The following is a 6,263-nucleotide window of genomic DNA, read 5'->3' as shown; positions in this document are numbered from 1 at the left end:
GCCCACGATCGTTGTCGATCGTGGGCACACTGTTTTTCTGCTGGTGGATCGTTGCGGCCGACATCTCACTCCGGCCGACGTCACACTCCGCCCTACGTCTCGGTCCTGGCTAATGTCTCGGTCCTGCCCGGTGACTCACTCCGGCTTGGTGGCCAACCGTCCGAGGCTGGCCTTCACAAGAGCCGAATCCGTGGTCGGCCACATGTTCGGCATGGAGTTCACGAGGTACCCGGCATAACGAGCCGAGCGCAGCCGGGAGTCGAGCACGGCAACGACTCCCCTATCCGACGTTGTTCGAATCAGGCGACCGGCTCCCTGCGCCAACCGCAGCGCGGCGTGTGTGGCACTCACGGCCATGAATCCATTGACACCCCGGTTGTCGGCGTCGCGTGACCGAGCCTGCATCAGAGGATCATCGGGACGCGGGAACGGGAGTCTGTCGATGATGACGAGGCGATTCGTCCTTCCCGGCACGTCGACTCCCTGCCACAACGACATGGTTCCGAACAGGCATGCTTCGTCATCGGCGGTGAACTGAGAGACCAGGGACGGCAGTCCGTCATCTCCCTGCAGGAGGATCGGAAGGTTGAGTTTCGTGCGCAGATGCTCGGCCGCTGCAGTCGCGGCAGCACGGGAGGAGAACAGTCCGAGTGCTCCCCCGCCGGAGGCTGTGACCAGCTCCACGAGTTCGTCGAGGGCCTGTTCGCTCAAACCGCTGCGACCGGGCCGCGGCAGGTGGGCTGCCACGTAGAGAATGCCCTGCTTGCCGTAATCGAACGGCGATCCGACATCGAGGCTGTCCCATTTCGGCGCATCGGGTCCGAAGAGTCCCAGCGAAGCGGCGACAGCGTCGAAGTTTCCGCCCAACGACAGCGTCGCCGAGGTGGCCACGACTGTCGACTCCACGAAGATACCCGAACGCATTGTCCCGGCCACGCTCAAGGGAGCGACGACGAGGTTCGTCGTCTCCTTCTCCCGAAACGTATTCCGGCTCACCCAGATGACGTCGTTCTTGCCCGGATCACAGAACCGCTCGGCGAGTTCGAAGATCTCCTGACAGCGAGCCTTCGCCATCTGTCGCCCGGCGTCCGAGTCCTCAGTCTTGCCGCCGATGTCGTTGATGATCTGCCGGGACGAGTCACGGATCTGTGCCACAGCCAGCCCCAGTGTCTCGCTCATCGTCAGGATGAGACCCTCACTGATGCCGCTGAGCGCGCGCTCCAGTGCGGCGCCGGCGGAATCGAGGAGCGCAACGACACCGTCTTGGACGATCGTGTGTTTGCGCACCGAGCTGGTGGCCGCAGACAGCATGCTGGTGTTGAGCTGGCCCGACAGCGCACTCGTGACTCTGTCCTTGAGCTCGTGGGCCTCGTCGATGATGATGACGTCGTGTTCGGGCAGCACGTTGCTCTCCCCGAAGGCGTCGATGGCCAGGAGCGCGTGGTTGGTCACGACGATGTCGGCCTCGGCCGCGTTGTTGCGCGCCAACTCTGCGAAGCATTCGGTGTAGAGCGGACAGTTCGATCCCAGGCAGTCGAAGGAGTTCACTGAGACGTGCGACCAGGCTCGGTCGCTGACACCGGGCAGCAAGTCATCGCGGTCGCCGGTCTCCGTCGTCTTCTCCCACGTGCGGATTCGTTGGATCTCATCGCCCAGCCCCGAGCGGTCAGTGGGCTTTCGTCCCGCTTCCGCATCGGCCCCGAGGTCGAAGAGCATGCCCTCCCCCTCGTCGGGATACCCGCCGGAGAGCTTGTGCTTGCAGACATAGTTGCGTCGCCCCTTGAGCAGAGCGGCACGTGGAAGTGGATCCAGGGTCTTCTTCACGGCTTTGAACAGGCGTGGAAGGTCTCGATGGATGATCTGCGTCTGCAGTGCCAAGGTGGCTGTCGAGACGATCACCCGCCCGCCGGTACGGCTGGCGTACTCGGCGGCCGGGACCAGGTAGGCCAACGACTTTCCGGTGCCCGTTCCCGCCTGGACGAGCAGATGGATCTTCTTGTCCACCGCCGAGGCGACCGCTTGGGCCATGTCCGACTGACCTTGTCTGGTCGAACCGCCGATGGCACCGACGGCGGATTCGAGCAGGTCTTCGACCGAGCTCACTCGTCGAAAACCAGGTCCGGACGTCGGAATTCCTCAAGTTCTGCCGCCAGGTCCGCTGGGACCTTCGCCTGCATACCTGTGCCACCGAGGCTGTGCTCTTCGTGTTCGACCGTGCCCAGGGCATAGATCTTCGACACCAGGTCGCCGCGTTCGTAGGGAACGAGCACCGTGATCTCGATATTCGGCGACGGGAGCATGTCTTCGATGGTCTCGACGAGACCGGTGATGCCGTCCTTGGTGTACGCCGAGACGAACGCCGCATGGGGGTACTCGGCGCGCAGACCGGTGACCACAGCTTCCTCGGCGATGTCCGTCTTGTTGAAGACGAGCAGCTCGGGGATATCTCCGGTCTCGACCTCTTTGAGCACTTCCCTGACCGCAGCGATCTGTCCGTGCGGATCGGGGTGAGAGGCATCGACGACGTGGAGAAGCAGATCCGAATCCGAGGCCTCTTCCAAGGTCGAACGGAAGGCTTCGACCAGCTGGTGCGGAAGGTTGCGCACGAAACCGACGGTGTCGGTATAGGTGAAGGTGATGCCGTCAGCGGTCCGGGACTGCCTGACCGTGGGGTCAAGGGTCGCGAACAGCGCATTCTGAACCATCACCTCGGCGTCGGTGAGCCGGTTGAGGAGGGAGGACTTGCCCGCGTTCGTGTACCCGACGATCGCCACCGACGGGATGTGGTTGCGGGCGCGGTTCTTCCGTTTCGTCGTGCGCGAGGGTGCCATCGCGGTGATCTGCTTGCGCAGCTTCGACATTCTCGCGCGGATTCGCCGCCGATCGAGTTCGATCTTCGTCTCGCCTGGACCGCGTGAGCCGATTCCGGCACCGCCGGCGACGCGGCCGCCAGCCTGACGGGACAACGATTCGCCCCAGCCGCGCAGGCGCGGGAGCAGATATTCGAGCTGGGCCAGCTCGACCTGAGCTTTGCCCTCTCGTGACTTCGCATGCTGGGCGAAGATATCAAGGATGAGCGCCACGCGATCGACGACCTTGACCTTGATGACGTCCTCGAGCCCGCGTCGCTGGCTGGGCGCGAGTTCGGAGTCGATGATCACGGTGTCCGCGCCGACGGACGCGACGATCTCAGCAAGCTCTGCCGCTTTGCCCTTGCCCAGGTACGTTCCGGGGTCCGGGTTCTCGCGACGTTGCACGATGGCGTCGAGGACCTCAGAGCCGGCGGTCTCAGCGAGTGCCGCGAGCTCCCTGATCGAGTTCTCGGCTTCAGCCAAAGTGGTGTTCCACAGACCGGCGAGGACGACTCTCTCGAGCCTGATCTGGCGGTATTCGACCTCGGTGACATCTTCGAGCTCAGTGGACAGACCGGCGACTCGAGTGAGAGCCGCTCGCTCTGCCAGATCGAACTGTGAGTCGTCATCGACTTGTGAATCGTTGGTACCCAAGGCCTGGGCACCTCGTGCGAGGACGCGGTCGAGCATTGCGTCCCGACGCTCTTTATCAGTGGACGTCATTCATTCCTTTGTTCGCTTTCACCCGCCGCGGCATTCCTGTCAAGCGGCGAGTTTCCGCTCAGATTTGAGCGGTGTCCATCAATTCTCCCACAGCCGTCTAAACTGTAACGGTGTCAGAGCACTATTTCACCGAATCCCCGACCAGCGACGCGAAGACCCGTGAACTCTCACTCGAGCTCGCCGGCCATCAGGTCACCGTCGAAACCGCGTCGGGCACGTTTTCGCCCACTCGCCTGGACCTGGGAACCGCGGTCCTCCTGCGACATCTGCCAGCTCCCGAGCCCGGCGATCTCCTCGATCTGGGGTGCGGCTGGGGTCCGATCGCTTTGGACGCTGCACTCGAGGCCAAGGACACCGAGGTGGATGTGCGGGTCTGGGCACTCGACGTCAACTCCCGGTCCCTGGACACCACCCGTAAGAATGCCCAGCGACTGGGTCTGTCGTCGATTAGCCCAGTCACCGCGGCAGAGATTCCTGCTGACCTCGAATTCCAAACGATTCGTTCGAACCCGCCGATCCGCGTGGGCAAAGAAGCCCTCCACGACCTGCTGACCACCTGGATTCCCCGGCTGGCTCCTGGAGGCCGAGCCGATCTGGTGGTATCGAAGAACCTCGGCGCCGATTCGCTGCACACGTGGCTGATCGACACCCTCGGCGAGGGCTTCGACGTGGTCCGCACCGGATCGTCGAAGGGCTACCGAGTACTCACCGTCCACCGCGACTGACGACTGAGTCGGGCAGCTCAGCTGATCGTGCGCGAGAGCCCGCTTAGCTGATTGTGCCGGCAGCGACAAGCACGGCTGGACCCGACAGCGTGACGTTGCCGTGGGTGCCGTCCTCATCCGGGGTGATTCCGATCCGCAGCTGACCGCCTGGGACGTCGACTCGCCACTGCAGAGGCGACTGGGGCCCTGCCCAATGGTGCGCAGCGATGGCGGCTGCGCAGGCGCCTGTGCCGCAGGAGCGAGTCTCTCCGACGCCGCGTTCGAACACACGCATACGCAGGGCGCCCTCTCCCCCGGACACATCGCTGCGAGCCGGTTCCATGACGATGTATTCGACGTTGGCACCGTGGGCGGGTACTGGGTCGAGGACCGGTGCGTCTCGTAGTTCGGCTGCTTCGAGCTCACCGACTTCGGCAAGGGCGACGACCGTGTGCGGGTTGCCCGTGTCGACGTTGAGGCCGGGTCGTGCCACCTCGATGCCCGAGGTGGTGACGAGGACCGCGTCACCGTCGTCCAGCGCCCACCGGCCCATATCGACCGTGTACCAGGCGTCGGCGGCAGAGCCAGGGCCTGTTCGTCCGCTTGCGACACCGTCGCCGGTCTGCACTCCGAGTGCCGGGTTGAGAGTCGTGCGGACGACTTTGATTCCGTCTCGAGTGCCGACTCTGATCTCGCCGGCGTCGGCGGGCACGCGCCCGGTCTCCACCAGCGCATGGGCGAAGACGCGAACGCCGTTGCCGCACATCTCTGACAGGCTGCCGTCGTTGTTGTAGTAGTCCATGAACCACTCTGCACCGGCTTCTGCCTGCTCGAGTGCGCCGGGGATTCCGCTGGCCGCCGAGCGCACGATCCGGATGATGCCGTCGCCGCCGAGGCCGGTGCGACGATCGGCCAGGAGTGCGACGGTTTCAGGGTGCATCTCCAACGCACTGTCATCGTCGCTCAGCAGCACGAAGTCGTTCTGTGTGCCGTGCCCTTTGAAGAAGGCGGTGTCGGCAATGGCTGCGAATGGAGATTCGGAAGTGCTCATGAAACTATCCTATCGGCCGTCGATGATGGTGAACGCATGGACGAAGTTCGACTCGGGGTCGCCAGCACTGGCATCGATCCAGGCGATGCGCGGGTCACGGCGGAACCAGGTGTCCTGCCGCCTCGCGAACTGACGCGTCCTGATGATCGTCTGTTCCTGCGCAGATTCCTGATCGACCTTGCCTGCCAGGAAGTCCTGGATCTGGGCGTATCCGATCGCCCGCGATGCTGTCCGACCGTGGGCGAGGCCTCTGTCGAGGAGTCTGATGACTTCATCGACCCACCCTTGGCGCCACATCGTGTGGACCCGGTCGGCCACCCGAGCATGCAGCGTCGCGCGGTCGACGCTGAGTCCGAGGTGGATCGTGGGCTCGATCTCCTGATAGTCGGGCAGCTGAGCACTGAAGGGCCTGCCGGTGATCTCGATGACCTCAAGCGCCCTGACGATGCGGCGCTGATCGTTCGGCGTGATCTTCTCTGCGGCTGCAGGGTCGAGGTCCTGCAGGCGGCGATGCTGAGCCCAGCGGTCTGCCTCAACCTCCCCTTCGAGGCGTGCACGCACCTGCGCATCGGTGCCGGGGAACTCCATGTGATCGGTCGCGGCCCGCGCGTAGAGGCCCGAACCGCCCACGAGGATCGGACGACGTCCACGGGATCGGATGTCCACGATCGCCTCCCGCGCCTGAGTCTGAAAGGTCTGGACATTCGCGTCATCGGTCACGTCGAGGATGTCGATGAGGTGATGCGGAATGCCGCGGCGCTCGGAGAGCGGCAGCTTGGCAGTCCCAATGTCCATGCCTCGATAGAACTGCATCGAATCCGTGTTGATGATCTCCCCGCCGAGGCGCTCGGCTAGGTCGAGGGCAAGCTCGGATTTGCCGGTCGCAGTCGACCCGACAATGGTGATGACCGGTTCGTTCGCGCTCATCGGATG

General features: G+C 64.1%; 5 protein-coding genes. 1 reads left to right on the top strand and 4 read right to left on the bottom strand.

From position 1 onward, the window contains the following. Positions 1–135 precede the first annotated feature (135 nt). Entirely contained in the window at positions 136–2,103 is a 1,968-nt protein-coding gene (locus MPN20_RS10380; protein WP_242781821.1) for an ATP-dependent DNA helicase, read from the bottom strand. Beyond that, positions 2,100–3,575 (bottom strand): GTPase HflX, encoded by a 1,476-nt coding sequence (gene hflX, locus MPN20_RS10375; RefSeq protein ID WP_242781819.1) that lies wholly within the window; start codon positions 3,573–3,575, stop codon positions 2,100–2,102. The genes MPN20_RS10380 and hflX overlap by 4 nt, the downstream gene beginning before the upstream one ends. Before the next feature lie 110 nt (positions 3,576–3,685). On the opposite strand from hflX, the gene MPN20_RS10370 reads away from it, so the two are divergent. After that, entirely contained in the window at positions 3,686–4,300 is a 615-nt protein-coding gene (locus tag MPN20_RS10370; protein WP_242781811.1) for a methyltransferase, read from the top strand. Positions 4,301–4,343: 43 nt separating this feature from the next. On the opposite strand, the gene dapF is transcribed toward MPN20_RS10370, so the two are convergent. Both dapF and miaA read right to left on the bottom strand, forming a co-directional pair. Then, the gene (dapF, locus tag MPN20_RS10365; protein WP_242781809.1) at positions 4,344–5,330 is read right to left on the bottom strand and encodes a diaminopimelate epimerase; all 987 of its coding nucleotides are present in this window, start codon (positions 5,328–5,330) and stop codon (positions 4,344–4,346) included. Between the two features lie 9 nt (positions 5,331–5,339). Beyond that, entirely contained in the window at positions 5,340–6,257 is a 918-nt protein-coding gene (miaA, locus tag MPN20_RS10360) for a tRNA (adenosine(37)-N6)-dimethylallyltransferase MiaA (protein WP_242781807.1), read from the bottom strand. Between the last annotated feature and the right edge of the window lie 6 nt (positions 6,258–6,263).

This window comes from Brevibacterium sp. ZH18 (genome assembly GCF_022748595.1).
Lineage (GTDB): Bacteria > Actinomycetota > Actinomycetes > Actinomycetales > Brevibacteriaceae > Brevibacterium.
The sequence above is the reverse complement of the archived record's forward strand: the minus strand, read 5'-3'. Positions and strand labels throughout refer to the sequence as shown.